The organism is Candidatus Nanoarchaeia archaeon, assembly GCA_035290625.1.
In the GTDB taxonomy this organism is placed as follows: Archaea; Nanobdellota; Nanobdellia; order Woesearchaeales; family DATDTY01; genus DATDTY01.
In genome coordinates, this window is sequence record DATDTY010000052.1 from 1 (window position 1) to 18637 (window position 18637).

The 18637-nt window shown below is 44.1% G+C and carries 18 protein-coding genes; 6 read left to right on the forward strand and 12 right to left on the reverse strand.

Features of this window, described 5'->3' with window-relative positions:
• The 9 genes from VJB08_04990 to VJB08_05030 all read right to left on the reverse strand — a co-directional run.
• On the reverse strand, positions 1-5371 hold a 5371-nt coding region (locus VJB08_04990; GenBank protein HLD43310.1), incomplete at its 3' end, for a hypothetical protein.
• A complete protein-coding gene (locus VJB08_04995) occupies positions 5358-7076 on the reverse strand; it encodes a fused MFS/spermidine synthase (protein ID HLD43311.1) in 1719 nt (572 codons plus the stop codon). The genes VJB08_04995 and VJB08_04990, both read right to left, overlap by 14 nt.
• Positions 7066-7746: a hypothetical protein gene (locus VJB08_05000; GenBank protein HLD43312.1), complete on the reverse strand. Its 681-nt coding sequence runs from the start codon at positions 7744-7746 to the stop codon at positions 7066-7068. Before VJB08_05000 ends, VJB08_04995 begins: the two co-directional genes overlap by 11 nt.
• Entirely contained in the window at positions 7733-8359 is a 627-nt protein-coding gene (locus tag VJB08_05005) for a fused MFS/spermidine synthase (protein ID HLD43313.1), read from the reverse strand. Before VJB08_05005 ends, VJB08_05000 begins: the two co-directional genes overlap by 14 nt.
• Before the next feature lie 4 nt (positions 8360-8363).
• Positions 8364-8870 (reverse strand): hypothetical protein, encoded by a 507-nt coding sequence (locus VJB08_05010; protein ID HLD43314.1) that lies wholly within the window; start codon positions 8868-8870, stop codon positions 8364-8366.
• A gap of 87 nt (positions 8871-8957) precedes the next feature.
• Positions 8958-9545 carry a hypothetical protein gene (locus tag VJB08_05015; GenBank protein ID HLD43315.1) on the reverse strand — a complete coding sequence of 196 codons (588 nt, stop codon included), beginning with the start codon at positions 9543-9545 and terminating at the stop codon, positions 8958-8960.
• A 23-nt stretch (positions 9546-9568) separates the two neighbouring features.
• Complete coding sequence (locus VJB08_05020; protein HLD43316.1) at positions 9569-10180, reverse strand: hypothetical protein; 612 nt, start codon at positions 10178-10180, stop codon at positions 9569-9571.
• Positions 10177-10719 carry a hypothetical protein gene (locus tag VJB08_05025; protein ID HLD43317.1) on the reverse strand — a complete coding sequence of 181 codons (543 nt, stop codon included), beginning with the start codon at positions 10717-10719 and terminating at the stop codon, positions 10177-10179. The genes VJB08_05020 and VJB08_05025 overlap by 4 nt, the downstream gene beginning before the upstream one ends.
• Before the next feature lie 386 nt (positions 10720-11105).
• Positions 11106-12083 (reverse strand): HD domain-containing protein, encoded by a 978-nt coding sequence (locus VJB08_05030; GenBank protein ID HLD43318.1) that lies wholly within the window; start codon positions 12081-12083, stop codon positions 11106-11108.
• Positions 12084-12591: 508 nt separating this feature from the next.
• On the opposite strand from VJB08_05030, the gene VJB08_05035 reads away from it, so the two are divergent.
• Positions 12592-13167, forward strand: coding sequence for a hypothetical protein (locus VJB08_05035; protein ID HLD43319.1), 576 nt, complete (start codon positions 12592-12594; stop codon positions 13165-13167).
• A gap of 129 nt (positions 13168-13296) precedes the next feature.
• On the forward strand, positions 13297-13731 hold the full coding sequence (locus VJB08_05040) for a hypothetical protein (GenBank protein ID HLD43320.1): 435 nt from the start codon (positions 13297-13299) through the stop codon (positions 13729-13731).
• A 56-nt stretch (positions 13732-13787) separates the two neighbouring features.
• Here the strand turns inward: VJB08_05040 and VJB08_05045 are convergent, their stop codons facing one another.
• Genes VJB08_05045 through VJB08_05055 form a run of 3 tightly spaced genes read right to left on the reverse strand, consistent with a single transcriptional unit; the run spans position 13788 to position 16268 of the window.
• Positions 13788-15191 (reverse strand): phosphomannomutase/phosphoglucomutase, encoded by a 1404-nt coding sequence (locus tag VJB08_05045; GenBank protein HLD43321.1) that lies wholly within the window; start codon positions 15189-15191, stop codon positions 13788-13790.
• Entirely contained in the window at positions 15175-16020 is an 846-nt protein-coding gene (locus VJB08_05050) for a sugar phosphate nucleotidyltransferase (GenBank protein ID HLD43322.1), read from the reverse strand. The genes VJB08_05045 and VJB08_05050 overlap by 17 nt, the downstream gene beginning before the upstream one ends.
• A 2-nt stretch (positions 16021-16022) precedes the next feature.
• Positions 16023-16268 (reverse strand): hypothetical protein, encoded by a 246-nt coding sequence (locus tag VJB08_05055; protein HLD43323.1) that lies wholly within the window; start codon positions 16266-16268, stop codon positions 16023-16025.
• A 44-nt stretch (positions 16269-16312) separates the two neighbouring features.
• Between VJB08_05055 and VJB08_05060 the strand changes: the two genes are divergently transcribed.
• The 4 genes from VJB08_05060 (at position 16313) to VJB08_05075 (ending at position 18486) form a co-directional block, all read left to right on the forward strand.
• On the forward strand, positions 16313-16726 hold the full coding sequence (locus VJB08_05060; GenBank protein HLD43324.1) for a hypothetical protein: 414 nt from the start codon (positions 16313-16315) through the stop codon (positions 16724-16726).
• Positions 16716-17138: a hypothetical protein gene (locus VJB08_05065; GenBank protein HLD43325.1), complete on the forward strand. Its 423-nt coding sequence runs from the start codon at positions 16716-16718 to the stop codon at positions 17136-17138. Before VJB08_05060 ends, VJB08_05065 begins: the two co-directional genes overlap by 11 nt.
• Before the next feature lie 87 nt (positions 17139-17225).
• Complete coding sequence (locus tag VJB08_05070) at positions 17226-17921, forward strand: hypothetical protein (protein HLD43326.1); 696 nt, start codon at positions 17226-17228, stop codon at positions 17919-17921.
• A 4-nt stretch (positions 17922-17925) separates the two neighbouring features.
• Entirely contained in the window at positions 17926-18486 is a 561-nt protein-coding gene (locus VJB08_05075; GenBank protein ID HLD43327.1) for an NYN domain-containing protein, read from the forward strand.
• Positions 18487-18637 lie beyond the last annotated feature (151 nt).

Below are 18637 nucleotides of genomic sequence, written 5' to 3' on the forward strand. Positions count from 1 at the left end.
TTCCAAAATCAAATATATCTTTGAACGTTATCGGATCTGAAGCATTCGCTCCCATTTGCGTCTTCCCATCTGACCCATTTGAACCCCAGACCGTTATCCTCTGGGTATAATTATCAAAGCTCATCGGGTAATCAGCGGCAGCCCCGCCCCCCGGGGCGCATGTATTTACAGTAAATTGCCACATTTGCGATGACGTTGAATTTTGTGTTCCAGTAGATGCTATTACTTTCCAATAATATGTACCTGCACTTAAACCACTCCAGAGATAATTTGTAACTGTAGTTTCTGATAACAACGTGGTCCCATCTACTGCATCTCCAAAGACAAAATAGCTCGTTGCCCCGCTCACCGCCAACCAAGAGATAACTACGTTCTCGCTCGCTTGTGTTGAGGCATTTGGGGGGGCTTCCAAGGTTGGGGCATCTGGCACAAAGACAAACGTTTTAATATTGACCATAAGAGGCTGTGTGTCTCCAAACAATCTGCCATGATTCCACAAATAGCTTATATTCTCCAGGCGGACTGTTCCTGCTTCCTCCGAAGCTGCATCTGTGAAAGACCGCACACCGATATTGCGTGATGTCGTCTTAAATTGCTGTTGCTCTTCTTCCGTTAGGCTATAATTGATCCATTTTTGACTTTTATTGTTATTAAAAGAAAAAGCCTGCCACACAAGCTTATCTCTTCCAGAATCATCCGTAATGTTTAAAGACGATCTTGCAATCGTAAGATTAAAGCCATTCCAGCTATGGTTTATATAGAAATCTATACTCGAAATCCTTTGATAGTCTTGATTCGGGTCTGAAAAAGTAAAACTCTTTTCATCGAAACAGCTAGCACCTGAACAGTTTATAGCGGTTGTGTTTCTATATATCTGTGTTGCACGTGTATCATTGAACCCTTCAGCATATAGTAAGTATCGTGTTTCTTCAGTGCAATTCATAACAAACTCAAAATTTGTTACAGCCTCTTTCGCCAAGGCGCCTAATTGCCATGTTATCTTCCGTGTGCTTGGATCAAAAGTTCCTGTATAGTTGGTGGCGTTGCATGCTCCAGGAATAAGAAGAGACGCATTCCATGCATTTGCTATTATTGCAGCATCTCCTATGTTTGTTATAGTGAAATTATATGTCTGATTGTCAGATGGATCAGCGGATCTTTTTCTAGCTGTGCTCTGCCCGACTGACACAAGATCAAAACTTAAATGCTTCTCGCCTGTATAATTTATGGTCGTTATTTCGTACTCTCTGTCTTCCGATATATTCCTAGCCCCCCACGTTAAATTATATCTAATCGTTCCCCGCTGGGCTTGACTTGAATGAGACAAGATGTTATACTGAATTGTTTTGTACTCTCCTGCAGCTATTGTCCCAAACTGGCTTGTTCCTAACCGAATCTCTCCTTTAGGGATATCCGTAGTACCTGTTGAAGTTCCATCCAGTGTTTGCCCATAGGCAGTCCATCCAGACGCTACCTTCTCTACAAAGGAGATATCTTCTGCAAGGGCGCATCCTTTGTTGCGTACCAACAGCCTAGAATTAAACTGCAGGTTATTCCCTGCCTCAGTAGGCACTTCCCTAAACACTTCAAGGATAGGGATACTTTGCGAAGTTTCAATGCCTACGAGATTGCTTTTGTTCCTCCCAGAACCAAGGAAAGTGTAATTAGCCGTGGCATTAATGCCTGCCACCTCTGTGCCTTGTGAAGAGGTTACATTAAACTGAACAGTGAAATTACCAGCTGTTGATCGATTGATAACTCGGAACGCAGGCGTAAAGCTCCAATTTGTGGGAACCCCAAGGCTGATATTATAGCTAATCTTATCTGTGAATGGGTGGTATATGGTAACATTAAAATACTCATTTGTCCCATTACACCTATACCGAGAAGCTTTGATATTGGCTATCTCGACGGGCATAAATACAAAATCCTCCCTCTTCTGGGTTGTCAACCCGCCTGTAACATACGCCTCCAATCTGTAATTCCCTATACTCCAAGCACTGGTGTTTATATTCGTGAAATTATACTCCAATGATGTGTAGCCAGTAATATTTAAATCAGGGACTCTGGATGAGTTAACCATGCCTCCTGAGGAGTTTGTTATATTTAATTCAAGGGTAAAGGTATAGTTTGCGGCCAACGCATTCTCCACTTGGATTGTAACATTAAGGAATCCATCATTTGGCTCTATCCCTGTTGTAGCAATCCCATTCACATTTGGTATGATATCCTTAATCCTTGCTCCTGCAGTATAATACATTTCTAGACTTAGGTAATCAACCATTAAGTCATTTGAACCAATATTCTCTATCTTAATCTTGCAAAATCCCCCTTCAGGAACCATCTGCCCGCTTAATATCCCCACACCTATCCTTTCAGCATTATCATCAATGTCTTTCCTGTACACTGGCTCATAATCTGACCCATTAAAACTAGAGATCCTTACATTCGATGTGGCGCTCACGCCTTCTGCATTAATTGTTAAATTGCTGTACTCATAATCCCCAGCTTCGCAACCCCATCGCGCAACGACATATTCCCGCGGAGATTGTCCTTGGGTTAACTGCGCTTCTGATACGTTGCTGTCCAAAGAACTCCCGGGAGTGGCATCAATTGAAGAAACATGCTCTGTAACATTGCAAATATTGTCGCTGCAATTCAAAAAACCGGAAGTATCATACAAAAGCGCTTGCTCTGGAGTGGAAGATACCTGCCATTTGTAGATGGTAATGCTAAATGTATCTGATTCATTTAACCCTTGGGAGTTATTTACTGATATATTGATGGTAAACGCGCCAGAGCTGTTTGGCAATAAGCCATAGCTCCCATCTTTAGTCAATCCGCTGCCGATATACGTAAGGTTTATCGTCTCATTCGGTGAAGGCTTCCAGCCATCTGGAAGATTTCGAATTTTTGCTAATGTATCATTCGATTCGTCTAAAGAAGACGTGACTGTAAGATTCAATCCAAACGATTTATTCTGAAATCCGAAGTTAGGAGTCTTAAACTGGGAGATATCAAGGGTCGCGGCGCAAGGAGTATTTATGTTTATACTGTATGTCGTAGGAGTCTCGTTATTAGCGTAGCACTCATCTCCTGAAGTGAATGCTTTCCATTGCTGGGGTCCTGGGCTCCATAAGCACGAATCGTCTCTAAAATTGAAGCTTGCATTTCCAACATCATTCGTCTCATTAGACCCGGCCAATTGATCTACCCTGCCGCTCACATTAAAATAAACAGTTGCGTTCTCAGGCGTTAAATCATAGACATTCCTTATACTGTCCCTCACACGCACTGCAAGAACGGCCCCGTCAGTCTCGTTCATACTGCTTCCGCTGCCCGCCATTAACTCAAGTTCAACGTTGTCCTGCACCAATGTAGTGAACGTGCTACTGCTTTCAGCATTGCCTCCCGTGCTTGTGCTGTTGAACTTGAATTTCCAAGTCTCTTTATCACTGCATCCCGAGAAGTTGTATGTAAAATTCATTTCTCCGCAGCCTTGGCCGGTGCAATTAAGCTCAGATCCAATCTGGGTATACACCGTATACGTGGGAGCATCGTTGCTAATCCATGCTTTTACAAACAGCGTTCTATCATCATCTCCGGCTGACGCAGTAACGTTAAACTTCTGTTGCGCGCCCCATGGCCCATTGTTAGGAGTTACCTCTGGATTGTTTAATTTGGGCGCTCCTGTGAGTTTGAAGGTGATCACATCTGAAGCATTAGCATCGTAATCTGGTTTCGACCCCAAAAAAGTGGCATTATAGAATCCAGCAACCTTATTAGACGTATTCCATAAACAATCGTAGGAATCGCTATCCTGGCTCCAAATCCCTGTAGTAACATCATTAGATGACTCATTGCATAAAAAGTGAAACCCGCTTGGACCATAAATATCAAAACTCATATTTGCTCCTGTTACATACCCGCAGCTATCAACAACAGATCCTGAGAACGTTACTGTTGGATTAGCGTCCGTATCAATCTCTGTGCCATTAGTATGACTATCCAAAGAGGCATTAAAATCATCAGTTACATTAACATAAAATTCGATGCTCTCTGCGGAATCATAACAATCCTGATCAGGGTATTCCTGCGTAGACCCGTCAGTTGTAAACTTCCATTTCTGCAAACCAACCTCGTATTTTGTCGGGCTGCATGTTGCTCCGAATGAAAAACTGATATTCCCTGCATCATGGGATGTATTCGTGCCAATCGTGTTATAGGTGGAATTATCATTCGTCACCTTCAGTGTAATAGTCGTGTTCCTGAGAATTGCAGAATTATTCGTCGTATCATTCCCATAGAGAGTAAGCGTTACGAATGTATCTCCAGAGGTTGCGCCTCGATTCGTAACACTGGCATTTCCAGCAACGTGGGAAAATGAAATCTTATCCTTTAATACTGTAAAAAAGTGCGTTAAGTCAGGATCTACGAGCCTGGTAAACGGTCCATTAACAGTATCATTATCCGTTGCATTGAACATATAATACCTCTTGCCTATATCGCCGCATGTGAATCCTTTAAACAGTATTGAAGTAGAAGTAAAATTCTGGCATTTCGGGCAAGGCGATTCACTAAGCCTCGTAGCCCCAGTCAAGCTTGGTGTCTCATTATAATACGCTGTTACATTAAGATTATCACTGTTTGGATCCCGCGCAAACAAAGTAAAATTAAACGTATCTCCCCAGCCTCCCTGTGCCGTTGTATTTGAAGCATTAACTGAAGTTCCTACTGACTGATTTTCCACTTTTGGTAATACTTCAGTATAGCACCATGTGTAGTTGAGATTAAATACATCAAGCAGCGCAAATTTTTCGCCATAGGCTCGTACCGAGTAACAATCCTCATCTGTATACCCGTTCCCAATCGACAGGCTGCATGTATTAGGTCCGCCAGAATCAAGACCGCAATCATCATAGTATGTAGCTGCCTGCCCTTTTGGGAAATTCTTATATGCAATATATCGCGTATATGCGGCATTTGATGCATTGACACAGTCTTTCTGGCTCGTATTGGACATTTGCGCATATCCAAGGATAGTGCCACCTCCTGTTGCCCCAATATCCAGCATTCTTGTGTATGCTGTGATATTTTTTATGTAGCAATCTATCACAGTCTCGCCTGATGCTTCTGTACAGTTTGTTCCCACAGTCCATACCGCGTCCCTTTGCACATTAGCAGCTTTGCTCCCTCCTCCAAAGAAAGCAACACTATCCACAAACAACCCGCATTGCTCCGCGCTTTGGGCAGCTGTTTTCTCAGAGAGCACTGCTACTGCAAGACCTATGCACAGCAGAACAACAGCAACTTCTATCCATACACGAGCGGATTTCTTCTTTTTTGATATGTTTGAGTTATCTTTTTCCATTGCTTTTTTCCAAAAATCTTTCTATATCCGAAAGTACCTCTTTTGGATCCTGGTAGAGGACCCTTTTTGCAGTTGAAAACTCTAAGAGCGGGTTGTCATCTGTTACCAAGGGAGCATCATCTGCATACCCTTTCATTTGCTCTTCTGTAAAAAGGAGTAAATGCAGCACATTATCAGAAGAACGAAGGCCAATAGGCCCAAGGTATTGTTTTGCAGAAGACGGCAGCGCCTCGAAATTCTTTTTGATGCCCTCCTCATCAATCTTTATAGGCTGATGAGAGCCTATGAGGATTATCTCAGGCGTAACATACTTTACCGGCAATTCCTCGTCTTCCTTGATGCTTGCAAATGCCGCAATATATGGAAATACAGAATTGAAGGTTCTGTAAAAAGACTTGAACGTATTAATATCCAGTTCATATAATGGCACCCATTGCGCATACAGCCCATTTTGGCGTAAGTGATCTTGGGAGAGTTCGAAAAATTCCTTTGAATACAATGAGCTTGAAAACGACTGCCATGGATCAGATGGTTCCGGAACAATGACATCATACTTCTCTGTGCTCCGCAGCAAATAATTCCTTCCATCAGCAATAACAAGCTTATGGTTCGGATTTCTCAGTACATTCTCGTTCATAAAGGAGAAATACGGTATAACATTAACAACCGCAGGCTCTATTTCTACTGTTGTCGTAGCCAGGAATTGCGCGAGTTGACCAGACGTTGTTCCTGTTCCCAAGCCAACTACTAAAGCCTCTTTACTCTCTGGTTTAAGCAGCAATGGCAGGTAACTCAGTAAGAAATTAACCCGCAGGTCAGTTATGATGCTGCTTCCTTGCCCCTTTCCATTGAAGAGCAAGACTGTCCCTCCTTCCTGTTCTCTTATTACCGACAACGTTGCATGCAATCCTTCATTATAATACAGAAATTCAGCGCTCTCCATATACTCCTTTGGATATCCTGAGCGATAAAACCCGCCAGAATACATCTCTTTAATATTGTACTCACCAACAAAAGCAAAAACTGCAAAGAACAGGATGGCCAAAGGTACTATTTTTTTTGCAAGATGTATTGACGTATGATAAAGAACCAAACACCCAATGCCAATATTTAGGGCAGCAGCAACCAGCATACTCATTTTAATTCCAAGCAAAGGGATTAACACGAATCCTGCTGCAAAACTCCCTATAATCGCTCCAATATTATTTGCAGAATAAACTTCACCAATTCCCTTGCCTATTTTTCCTGTTGTATCTGTCGTATATTTTCCTGTTGTATATGTTGTATAGAATCTTGCAATCACCGGGAATGTTGCTCCCATTAAGGTTGTTGGTATAAGCAAAACCAGAAAGGTGATTACGAACTGAGCAAACTCAAATACATAGAAGTTCTGATTTAAAGGGTAAACAACTCTATGAACATCAGGCAATTTGTTAAAGATCGTGAGAAGCAAAACCCCATACGCTCCAATGCCTAATTCTAACAAAGCATAGGTTGCTGGCAAATTCTTAATCCTGTCTGTGTATCTACTGATGATGAACGAACCCAATGCGAGGCCAGCCATAAATGCGGCAAGAATGATGCTTACCGTGTATGTAGTTGAACCAAGAACAAACTGCAAGGGCCGTATCCAGACAACTTCATACATCAATGCAGCTATCCCAGATGCCGCAAATGCAGTTAAGATTATTCTCTTAAGATTCATGTTTCCACCTTGCATACGTAAAGATCAAAATTGCAAATAAGAACAGTAATACCGCATAACTCCAAGATGAGGCAGCATCGGTATTGCCGACGCTCTCGCCTTTCCCATACCCCTTGTTCTCAGCCCAGCACCACGTATAATCTATCTTCGTCACGTCAATCAAAGCAGACTTATCCGCTCCAACCTTTACAGAAAAACAATCAGTATCATAGTACCCTTCGGATCGATCCAGGGAACAAAGATTCTTTTCTTGGCCTTCGCCGCAATCCCACTCCCACCGATCAGGCAGATTCTCTTCGTATCCTGCCTCCTTATAACTCGCATATCTTGAATAGACAGCCTTTGAAGGATCATTACAATTGGCCTCCTCTGCATTTGAAATCTGGACATAACTCCTTCCAAGCTCTTCATCGCCATAATATCTTTCTCTAACATACACACGTATCCTTTGCACGAAACAGTGAGACCCTAAGCACCCATCTCCTGCCTTCCATGTGTAATACGAAATTGAATCTTGCGCATTGCTCATACCGCTGCTCCATATTAGATTGTCCTGGAACTCTTCACATGTTATGGGCGCATTTGCGTTTTCCCATACGTAAACTATCCCCAGCAATACAATCACTCCCACAATCCCAAATAGCGCCACACGAGGCTTATCGATTTTCATTTCTCCTCCGTATGAATACAAAAACAAGCAATGCTATCAACACATTCAAAAAAGCAGCAATTATCGATGTTTTAGCAATGCCAAAAACAGGAATCAAAATAAACCCTGCAGCGATACTGCCGCATGCTGCGCCAGCCGAGTTCCACGAGTAAAGCATTCCCGTATCTTTCCCCAGCTTTTCCAAGCTTGAGTAAGCGGCGTTAACCATAGGCCATGTCCCGCCAAACAGCGTAGCAGGGATGATCAGAACACCAAAAGAGAGTATAAACTGCACAAATTGGAATCCTGGAACCTCAAGTAAGCCCAAATATATCGATGGCAATATTTCAAACAATGACAGTATAATGAACCCATACAGGCCGATACCCAACTCCAATGCGGCAAATATCATCGCAGGCCTTTCGGCTCTGTCTGCTAAATTCCGGAAGATATACGCGCCAAGAGCAAAGCCAAACAACAACGTGGTCAGCATTGCAGACACTGCATAGATCGTTGACCCAAAGATTAACTGCAGCGGCCTTGTCCAAACAACTTCGTACATCAAGGCAGTCATACCACTAAGTCCAAATGCCAGCAATAATAACGTCCTCAATGAGCGTGTTTTTGTTTCCATGTGCCTACCCAAGATTGAATATATTCACGTTCCCCCCCATCGCAAAAACAAGTTTCACATCCTTGGTCTCCAATACAGGAAAAGTTACATACCCCTCCCGCCTCTCATGGGGGGAAATCTTCAAAGAACTGCCAAACACCTTCTCATCTTGAGAGATTTGGTATGCTATCGATGCATAAGGATCATACTGGTTTCCAGATCCATCAACGAGCCTGATTGAGCTGAGAGTCTGCACTTCCTGGCCAGGATTGTACACATCAACCCATATTCTATAATAGCTCCTGTTCACCCAGTCGTCAGAGTTGAGGTCATAATACCTATACGCTGCTTCTTCAAGATCCCCCGCAGCTATCTGCAATCTATCCCTCTCTATTTGCTCGGTCTCCAGAACAGCCGCGCCGGTAATTCCTTTTATCTTGATCAGCAAGAAACTGATAAGGAAGATAGCGGCTAAGCTGCCCATCACAACTAGTATGCCTGTCCTGCCCAACTTTCCTTTTTTTGTTTTCATAAGCTCACCCACCATGATGCCCTCTTTTTCTTATCCAAAAATCAAACCAGCATCGTAAAATGCTGGAATGAACTTCTGGATTTTTGGTCACCTCCTTAGCTTGAATACGCTCCTCTCACCAGATTCAAGCTCAAAAACCAGCTCCAGTGTTTTGGCGCCTTCCGCGACATCCAAAAAGAAGAGATAGCCCTTCCTCAAGGTGCTTGGAGAAACAATTTTGTCCCTGCCAAATTCTTGAAGCTCAACGCTCGGGTCAGGATTTGGCTCTACGCCGTACTCCTTACCCAGGTCATCCCGCAGTTTTACGGAATCAAAGACGATATCTTGGGCTGTCGGATTCAGCACCTCAACATATATCTTCTCGTATGTCTTCTCAACCGTCTCCAAACTTCTAACAAAAGACTCCCCTGTGTCCGTAGTCTTGACCATCTTTAAGGAATATCTACCCTCTTCCGGCTCGCTTACCAGTATCTCCAAGCCTCCGAGATTAGCCTTTTCACCAATTACAGCCTGGTGAATCACAGAGGCAGCAGGCCCTTCAATTTCTGCTACTGCTTGACTTTCTGTTTCAATTTCTTGGGTCGCGCAAGCACTCAAAAGCAAGGCCAGACCCAAGACTAGGGCAGTGAAAACTATTTCTCGCCCCTTACTTCCCTTATACCCTATTTTTTCCATTTTTACCTCCTTTTGTTTTTTCTTTATCTCTCAAATTCAAACACACCCTCCTCACCTGATTCTAACTCAAAAACCAACTGCAATGTTCTGGCATCCTTAGAAACGTCCAAGAAGATCAGATAGCCTTTCCTCAAAGTGCTTGGAGAAACAATGGGGTCCCTGCCAAACTCTACCAGATCAGCATCAGAGGGATTTGAGTCAATTCCGTACTCCTCACCTATATCATCCAACAGTTTTATGGAGTTAAAGACAATATCTGCAGCAGTCGGATTGAAGGCACTAACATATACCTTTTCGAAGGTTTTTGTTACAGGCTCGTACTTAAGGATATAATCAGATCCTGTATCAATCCTTTTTGGCACCTTAATAGAGTAGGTTTCCTCATCCGCGCCGGTGACGCTTAGTTCAAGGTCTCCAAGAATCATTTTCTCTCCTAGCCCCAGCCCCCTGTTTGTTTTAGCTTCCGCATCCGTATCGACTGCAGCAAAACCTGATACCGAATCGCCACCTCTGCTTATCTCCTGCGGGGTTAAAAATATCACAAAAAGGAATGCTGACATTACTGCCAGGCACACAAAGATAATCTTTTTATTTTCGCTGCCAGATTTTTTTCCTTTTTTCGACTTCTTTCTCATTGTTTCGCCTCCTTTTGCTTCGCTCTCTTGTATACAATCCAAATATTACTCGGATTCTTATTCAGTAATTTGGCAATCTTTGAATTTTTCAAATGTCTAACATCCTTCAGATAGGAAACAAGGCATTCCAGAATGCTAAGCCCATCATTCTGAAATACAGAAACGGCCACAGAATCGGTCTCGCTAATCTCTAATCGAGAAGCTCTTTTTTTTACTGCCCTCTGATAATTTGCCCATACCCCCCTCTCGTTCCTATGGATGAGCACTGCTATTTCATGGTATGTAAGCTGTTTCTCTTCCTTGAGATACTTGGTTAGCGCTTCAGATGGGCATAAACCAACAGAAAATATTGAGACCGGAATCAACACTTCGGTGAGTCCTTCTTCTCCATAGACTCTGACGAGCTGTTCGTTAACATATCCATATTCACTTTTTAGTCTTTGAGCAATCTCCCCCAAAAGTTTGACGAGAAAATCACTCTCCGCAGTCTTGGGACTATCACTAATCCTCCCTCTTTTTTGCTCAAGGCTACTATTCATGCAACTAATCTACTTTTATGTATATCGATATATAAAGATTTTGTTTTTTTTACTAATTTTGTATAATCCTTACTATCTATCAACTATAAATAACCCTCTTTGTGTAACTATTGGAATACAGATTACGTATTATCAGTATACTATCTAATAATGATTAAAATACAATGTATGTAGATTTATACTATTTTTGTATCATACTTAGGCTATAGTTTCTAAGACCGCATACTAAGCGAACCCATCCCAGAGCCGCCAAAAACAAGGGAGCGTTGAACAGGAACTATTGAAAATTCGCTGATGGAAAACCACTGCTTGTCAACCCACGCGTTTACAGGAGCCTTCTTCAGATATCAGAGAACTAAATAATCTGGGTCTTAACTTCGTCTCCTCTACCTCAAAAGAACATTAATCCCTTTTTTATAGTGATACATAAAATCATCTTCTGTTGAATCTTTGTGTTCTTTGATGTACTCTGTCATCTCTGTAAGTTTTGAACTTAACTCATCCGCGTAATACAATGCTAAAGCTTCTGGAAACATTGGCTCTTTTGGAGAGCCGAACTCCACTTTGCCATGATGGCTCACAATCATATGAAGAAGTTTGTTTTTTAAAATCTCTGATCCATTGATCTCATCCAGCTTCCTGGATATAAATACAATCCCCAAGGGAAGATGCCCGATCAATTGCCCTTTCTGAGTCCCCCTTATGCGAGACGTTACTTCTAACTCCTCCAGTTTACCGATATCATGCAGCAAAGCTCCAGTTATCAGCAGATCCGGATTGAGGTCCGGAAAAAGTTTTAAGCTGGTCTTGCAATACTCAACAATCTCAAGCATATGCTGCAGGAGCCCTGCGACCCAATTATGATGTATTTCTATTGCTGCAGGATGTTTCTTGATTTTATTCTCGATACTTTTATCAGAGAAGACTGAAACAAGAAGTTGCTTGTAAACCGGCTCTTCAATATTTTGTATGATCGCCATCAAATCCGCATACATCCCATCTGGATCCTTCTTCCCCTGCTTAATAAAATCAGTCTCGTATTCGTCCCTATTCAGAACTCTTATCATATCCTGCTCATTTGCTACAATCTGCGGCTTATCATTATAAAATGAAAATCTTCCTTGCACAAGCACAACGGAATCAGACCTGATCGAATCAAAAAGCGCAGTTACCTTGGCCTCATCAAGGCCTCCCCAATACTTATACTCAAGGCTCTTGCCGCTTGAATCTGAGAGGATAAGGGTGAATGAATACCCTTTACTATAAGGTGAGACGCCCTTCTTGATCTTAACAACAAAAATATCCATCACAATGTCTCCTTTTTTAAGAGTGTTGATTGGTTGTTTTTTCGTAAATTTATCCATCAAATTCCCCCCTCTATTCCTGAAAAAACAAGAGTAAATAAACTTTTTGGAATTTCAGAACTCTGAACAGACACCTATTTTTGTGTGTTTAATAAGTAGTATGTATAATAATATCTTATTTATGTATAAATTTATACAAACTTTGTATCACATTAATTCCAAAAATGCCGGTTTTTTTGCAGCGCATACTTCAAATCGCATGCACCAGTCCTTATGTTGTTGCTATTATCCTGCTGCGCTTCCATCCCACGAGCTTAGGGCTGCCCAGTCGTCAAAGAAATCTTTCCCTGATAATAACTCTCGCCTATTTGACACGGCTGATGCTGAGATGCGCAATCTTTCTCGCCTGATACATTGTCCAGCCCTCGTTTTTCCTTCGGATCGTTTCCACGAGCTTCCCTTGTGAGTTTCATGCATGGAAGAAACTCACCGTAGGGAAATAGTTTCGGGATAACACAAACTCCAAGGATACACAACGCTTATATAATCTATTTCCCCTGAACTCCTCATGCCTGAATTCGACCCTCATGAGGTAAGAGACAAGTTCCACAATGCCCTGAAGGAGCTTAAGCAGTATATTGCCCTTGCTATTGTTGCTGCTCCGAAATATCAGCAGACCAACATGCAGATCATCAAGGAATTGACAGAAACAAACGCAATTCCGGGGGTTTATGTCACCCTCAACAAGCCATACGCCAATCTAAAAACCGAGTTTGAGGCAGATCGCATTGACACCCGGATGATCATCTTTATCGATGCAGTGACTGAGACAGCAGGCGGAAAGACAGAAAAGACTGAAAGCTGCCTCTTTATCGGCTCTCCCCAGAACCTTTCAGACATCTCAATCGCAATGGACCAGGCTGTAAGGGCAGTTCCAGGAAAGGAAAAGTTTTTATTCTTCGATTCCCTGAATACGCTCTTGATCTACAATGCAGTAGGCACTGTCGCAAGATTCATCCATTTCCTCGCAACCAAGATGCGCGTCTGGGGCGTCAAAGGCATCATCATCTCGCTCCAGAAGGAATCAAATAAAGAGCTGATTGACGAGATCGAGCAGCTCTGCGACAGGAGGATTGATTTTTGAAGCCTGGGCGCATCGAAGAACCAATCAAAAGATAAAAAGATAATTACCGCAGTGATCAATCAATCGTAAACCAATACGGCAAAAAAGATTAAAAAACAAGAATCAAAACGAGGCAAACAACCACGCAGCATGATACCCGACATTCTCAAAATCCTGTTCGCAATCATAGCCATCATCTCTGGCCTTACTGCCCTGATGCTTTTCGTTGTCAACTTCGAGCTCGTCATAGCCCTGTTAACCATTACCTTCGGCATCACAGCAATCTTCTGGACTTTGCGTGCGCGATCCTCCCTGTCGATAGGCTCCTCCCTGAGGGAATACACAACCTACTTCCTGCTCTGCGTCATCTTCCTGATGCTGTTTTCTGTTTGGAATGTATCGATATTCCTCTTTGACCTGAAGGGAGTATGGATCCTTCCGCAGTACTTCTTTGTCTCCCTCACGTATCTTGTCTTTGTATTTACTTCTTATAAGATCCTTTATCTTGGCAAGGAATTCGGCTTCGGCAGCCAGAGAAAGGTTATTGAGCAGGCAATGAACGAGAAGAAAAAGAGGAAGCCCTGACACCTCACCTGCCTGACATCTTGCAAAAAGGCGGCAACGCCGACTTTCTGCTGAGCCTATACCATGCCCCCTATAATCGCGCTCACTTCTTTCTTCTTAGAAACCATCTTTGCCTGAGACTTCGCCTCAAGATTCAGCCTTACAAGCGGCTCGGTGTTTGATGCCCGGAGATTAAACCACCAATCTTTATATTCAATCGTGATGCCGTCAAGCTCAAGGATACGGGCGTCATGGTAGGCCTTCTTTATTTTCGCAAAGAGCCTCGCTTTATCGATATTCTTAAAATTCAGCTCTCCGGTCACAAAATAATTATTGAAGAATGGAGCCAGCAGCTCTGAGAGTTTTTTCCCAGTTGAACTCATAAGTTTCAGAATCTGGATTGCAGCAAGATACGAGTCCTCTGCATAGTAGTTGCCCAAATCGTAATAGTAATGTCCGGTGACCTCCCCGGCAAACTTTGCCTTTTCCTTCCGCATCCGTGCCTTGATAAATGAATGGCCAACGCGATTCATGACGGGTTTTCCTCCATTCCTGAGGATTGTATCCTTGACAAACCAGCTTGCGCGCAGATCGTACACAATCGCTGATCTCGGAAACTTCTTAAGGCTCATCTCCGCAAGCAAGCCTGTGATTACGTCTCCCTGGACAAACCTCCCTTTCTCATCGCAGAAGAAAACCCTGTCTGTATCTCCGTCCCATGCAATGCCGAGATCCGCCTTCTCTTCCTTAACCTTAGCAATCCACTTCTTCCGGTTCTTTGCTATGAGGGGATTCGGCTCATGGTCAGGAAATCTTCCATCCACCTCCCAGCACATGGGCACAATATCGAGCTGGCTTTTCTTGAAGAGTTCCGGAACAATCATCCCCCCCATGCCATTTGCAGTATCCATCACAACCTTTAGCTTCTTTATGGTTTTCAGAGGCTCAATTGACAATGTAAAGTCAATAAACTCCTTCAAAATCCCTTTCCGTTCCCTGATGTTTCCCTTCTTCTGGATACTCTGGATACGTTTCGTCTTGGAAGGTGCAAATCCCTCGATGATCTTCCTCAATTCTTGGATCTCCTTGTCAAGGATCGGGATAGCGTTCTTCCTTACAAATTTCATGCCGTTGTACTGCTTGGGGTTATGAGAGGCAGTGATCATTGCCCCAACATCGCAGGGGTATTTCGAACTTGCAAAATAGAACATATCCGTGCTTGCCAGTCCAATATCCAGCACATCTGCCCCCGATGCGGTGACTCCTCTGACAAATGCCTCGTGCAATGCAGGCGAGCTTAGCCGGGCATCCCTGCCCACAAGAACCGTCTTCGCCTTGGCAAATGCAACCAGCGCCTTGCCAATAAGGTATGCGTCATCTGTGCAAATCTCAGAGGGATAGACGCCTCTGATGTCATATGCCCTAAAGATGCCCGTATTCGGTTTGCGGCTGCTCTTTGATGTGCTACTTGATCGGTCCAATGCCCTTCCACTCCTTTAATGCTTTTTCATAGCGCTTCATATTTCCTGTATCCATCCACTGGCCTGAGAACGGGTAGCCGAACAGTTTTCCTCTCTTGGCAAGCTTTGGGAAGACATCTTTTTCAAACATGGCAAACCCTTTTGGGATGATGTCAATCACTTCAGGCTCCAGGATGTACAATCCGGAATTGATCAGGTTTGAAGGCGCCTTGTCCTTAGGAGGCTTCTCGACAAACTCCAGGATCCTGCTTCCGTCGAGTTTCGCAACTCCGTACTCACTTGGATTATCAACAGTTGTTAATGCAATGGTTGCAGCTGCCTTATTGGACTTATGCGCCCGGTACATCTCTTCTAAGTCGATATCCTTAAGTTCGTCTCCATTTGAAACGACGAAGCTGGAATCAAACATGCCCTTGGCCAGCCGCAGCGGGCCGGCAGTCCCTAAAGGCTCTTCTTCCTCTACATACTCAATGGAAACCCCAAAACTTGATCCGTCCTTGAAGTAATTCCTGATCTTCTCCTTCATATGGCCGACAGCCATCACAATGTTGGTGATGTTGTGCCTCTTGCAGAGGTCAAACAGATGCTCAGTCAATGTCCTGCCCTGGATCGGGATCAGCGCCTTGGGGATTTCGTAGGTGATTGGCCGGAGCCGTGTTCCTTTGCCTCCTGCCAATATGACAAATTTCTGCGGCGCATGCTGGCCCATGCCCCGAAGCAGGCTCAGCTCCACAGCGTGGCTCCTGTTTTTTATCGTGTGCCCATCAACCTGGCTGTCAATCTTTGCAAGAAGCTCTGCATCCAATGTTAAGGTAACTCTTTCTTTCATCGTCAATGGTAGCCAACAGGCTCTCGCAACCCCTCTCTGCTATCCCTCAAACAAGCAACTGCCATCTGTTCGATAAGCGGAAACTCTTTGAGCGGATTTGATGTGCTGGTCTGCTCCAGAAGATATTGCCTATACTCACGGCAGGCATGCGCGAACGCATCCTCCGAAGGCTGGCCCCATCGGTGCGCATAGACCTCGAGATCTCTTGAAACTTCCCTTGAGAGGGCAACCCTGTTGTCTTCAAGCATGGCAAAGCGAAATGCCCCTGCTCTTTTTAAGCCTTTTGATTTGTATGACAAAGTATGATGCTCTCTGCCATGCGAAGAAAAAGATAAAACTTATATACTTCCTGCCTCTGGAAAAATTCCAGATGCCTGAAACCCCCGCCGAAATCAAGTTGGGAAAAAAGATCCTCCTCACCGGCTTTGGCATTGAGGCAGACTTTCCTCTTCTGAAAAAGCTCATCGCTAGCCATGTAGCCAAATACCAGAAAATGCTCAAGGATTTCGACCGCATTAGCCTGAGGCTGAAGCCTATCCACCATATCGAGCATGGCGGCAAGTTTGAGCTCACTGGCGATCTGTTTGCTGATGGAAAGGTCTACTCAGCATCGGCTGTCGGAAAGAATCCCTTTGAATTAGCTGCTGCTGTTCTCAAGAAAATCGATGCAGAGATTGCGCATCACAGGAGGCTGCATGGACAGTAGGCTGGACAGCGGACACTGCCACGATGCCTTGGTACACAGGCTTCGGTCTTTTGGGTTATTGGAGGACGCTAGTATCTCCCACCAGGCCGCGCTGCACTGTAATTACATGGCAGCCATGAACCAAGAAGTTGAAGCCCCTCCCCATCTTCTTGGAGAAGCATGCCATCAAACAGTTCTGGTGACCTCTATTGCAGAGCAGTCAGTGGATCAGGCTGTTGATGGAATCCTATCAGAACTGACCAGAAAAAATCCGCAGCTGTTTAATCCAAAAGACACCATCGACCATGAAATCACTCGGGTAGGGGTAGGAATAAAGATAGGCCAAGAGACCTATGGCCGCAGGCAAGCATACATTACTGTCCGATTGGCAATAGATACTTCATACCTCTATCCGGAAGTTCTGTTTGGCTGACTCTTTGTGCCCTCTCTTTTCGTACCGATCGGCTCCGGTGAAAATTTGAAGTAACCTTTAAATAATACCCCAGTCTCTGGAAAGGCGATGAAAGTCAGGATTATCTCAAAGTCCGCTCAAGCCAGGAAAAAATTCCAAAAAGCGTTGCAGGCAGGCGGGATCAAGGAATCCAATAGGCCGGATATCATCATTTCACTGGGCGGAGACGGAACATTCCTGTACGCAGAGCGTAAATATCCCGGAATCCCAAAATTCCTCTATCGTGATCAAAGCATCTGCAATACCTGTTCCAATGCAGATGTTGTCGAAATGGTAAAGCTCCTCAAAGATGGAGACTACACAATAGATTCCCATAAGAAAATCAGGGCAACCCTGAAAGGGAAATCCTGGCTTGCAGTCAACGACATCATCCTCAGAAACGAAAAGCCGAATGAGGCGATCCGCTTTTCTGTTTTCATCAATGGAAAAGAGCAGTATCCAAATATGATCGGAGACGGCATTGTGGTTGCTACGCCCTTTGGCTCCGCAGCCTACTTCAAATCCATCACCAAATGGTCCTTTGGCAAAGGGTTGGGCATCGCATTCAATAATGTGACATCTGACCAGCCCTCAGTCGTCGTCCAGGATTCTGCTCGTATCACCTTCAGGCTTGATCGGGGATCGGCATGCCTGGCCGCAGACAACAACCCCTCCATCGCCAGGCTCAGCCAAGGAGACAGTGTCAAAATACAGCCCACAAATCATACTGCCTCTATCATACGGACAAAATGGGAATTCAGGTGATGAAATGAAAAACCAGCATAAAAACCAGCGGGTAGGAGTCTTTATAGATGTGCAGAATATGTATTATTCTGCAAGGCAGCTGTTTGATTCAAAGGTGAACTTTGCAGGCATTCTGAAAACAGCTACGCAGGGAAGGCAGCTGATCCGTGCAATTGCGTACGTGATCAAGGCAGATATTGGAGAGGAAAAGCCGTTTTTTGAGGCTCTGGAGCACATTGGCTATGAGCTCAGATCAAAAGACCTCCAGGTATTCCTTGGAGGGGCAAAAAAGGGAGATTGGGATGTTGGCATCGCCATGGACATCATGCGTCTTGCATCCAAGCTCGATGTTGTTGTCCTGGTATCCGGAGACGGAGATTTCAAAGACCTTGTGGAGCATGCCAAAGCCCTTGGCTGCAAGGCAGAAGTCATCTCCTTTGCCCGAACCACGTCCTCAAGGCTCCGGGAGGTTGCGGATCTCTTCACCGACATGGAAAAAGACAAGAGCAAATACCTCATTGCGCGAAAATCTCCCCGGAAGGTGGAAGTGCCTGCCGATCCCAAACCGGCTTCGGTGAAAATGTAGTTGCCGCCCAAACCTGTCTTATCCCGAAACTATTTCCCTACGGTGAGTTACATTGGAGCATGAAACTCACCAGAGGGAAGCTTATGGAGACCATAAGGCGCAAGAATGATGGCTGGACAACCTATCAAGCGAGGAAAATAGCCCGTGTTAG